The organism is Leptospira idonii, from assembly GCF_004770995.1.
GTDB lineage: Bacteria > Spirochaetota > Leptospiria > Leptospirales > Leptospiraceae > Leptospira_A > Leptospira_A idonii.
Genome location: NZ_RQHW01000073.1, coordinates 1 through 1,567, shown reverse-complemented (window position 1 = coordinate 1,567; position 1,567 = coordinate 1). Strand labels below are relative to the sequence as shown.

The 1,567-nt window shown below is 31.3% G+C and carries 3 protein-coding genes; all 3 read right to left on the bottom strand.

Annotation, left to right across the window (positions count from 1 at the left end; genetic code table 11):
• Positions 1–593 (bottom strand): HD domain-containing protein (locus tag EHS15_RS17090; protein WP_210416369.1); only part of this gene is annotated, 593 nt, incomplete at its 3' end.
• A gap of 321 nt (positions 594–914) precedes the next feature.
• Positions 915–1,217 (bottom strand): hypothetical protein, encoded by a 303-nt coding sequence (locus EHS15_RS17085; RefSeq protein WP_135761809.1) that lies wholly within the window; start codon positions 1,215–1,217, stop codon positions 915–917.
• A gap of 169 nt (positions 1,218–1,386) precedes the next feature.
• Positions 1,387–1,567, bottom strand: a 181-nt coding sequence (locus EHS15_RS19265) for a hypothetical protein (RefSeq protein ID WP_210416368.1), incomplete at its 5' end; no start/stop codon positions are given.

Genomic DNA, 1,567 nt, shown 5'->3' with positions numbered 1-1,567 from the left:
AGAATACTAAATAAGCGCTCTGGGATTAACCCGTTTCGGGGGCTTTGTAATTGAATTGTTGCAATCGGATCTTGAATAATTTTTCGAGAATTCTCAGCATGGCTTCTTCGAAAATATTCACTAATAAAGATAGTGACTGCCTTACGCATCTCCAATGGCCATACTTCGGAGCTTAAAATAGGGCTATTAACTGGGTTTAAAATATATTGTGCGAAATTTTGAAATTCATTTCCATTATCATTGGCAATTGTAGAAATAAACTCCTGAAATTCTGCTTTTGGCCATTCTGTCTTTAGTGTTTCAAATGGAATCACCATACCAATATCGTGTAAGTAAGCAGCTTCCAATATTAGCCAAGTGTCGATCGCAGTTAGCTGATTTATTCTATCGATTCCTAAAAATCTTTCAATTTGTTGAAGAATCGTATTAGAATGACTATGATCATGTAAACTGAAATGTGGAAAATTTAGCGGAACAGACTTTAGTGCGTTCGAAATTAACCGCTTGTCCATTTCCCATTGTGCATTTAATACTTCAAGATCAGCATTGGCCGATACTTTTTGAATAAGGTGATTAGTTAGTAGTTGACTCATAAAAATCTCACTTCTTTAGCTAACGGAATAAATCCAAGAAAATAAATTTTGAAAGAAAGCAAGGTTATAAAATAAGGTTAACAATTTTTTTGAGTATCCCTTTTCTGAACATGCTTCATAATGAAACTATTCAAACCTTCCCCTCTCTCAATGCCAATAATTTCGACATTTTCGAACCCAGAATTATATAAACAGAATCATCTTAAAAATAAATCATTTCAAAATCTTCATCAATATTATATCGAATAACGCTTACGCCAGAAATTTATTTATGTATATTTTCATCATTGCATCTCACTTTTTAAAATTTAATCTATTAAATTATATTAAACTATCTATATCATGAGGCTCCAATTGAGCATTAAAAAGAATATCGATGGATTCATCAGAGTTGATTATTCTTAAATTAAGCTGAATATATTCCCATTCGAAGTTGGTGTTACCTAAGATCAGTCTTAACATTGCAAAGAAATCTTCAAAGCCATTATCATCTGATCTACGCCTTGATATATGAAATACATCTATTTCATTAGTATTATAATGGTAGGTTCCTCTAAAATGAGTGGCTCCAATACTACTTATTGCTTCTTTAAATTTCACCAAAAAAATTTCACCAGATTCCACAATCACCTCGCATAGCGAAAATTAAAACTTATATTGTCTTGATTGACATTAACTTTTCCACAGCATCACAAAGAAAAAAGGTTTCTCTATATCCTCAAGTTGTTCTGCAAAAACCCATGTTTGACAACCAATGTATCGAAAATCGTAAGCTATGCGAATCTCGTAGATATCAGCTCGGCTTGAATATGCTATTAATGAACTTGAAAATTGATTCAAAATTTTGTATTGTTTTAACAGATAATCTTATTTCTTTCTTATCTATCAAAAGAGATTCTATTGCTATATTAAATTTATTCTTTGTGTATTCGGTTTGTTTTCCATGTATCTCTTGAACTATTTTATTTCTCTCT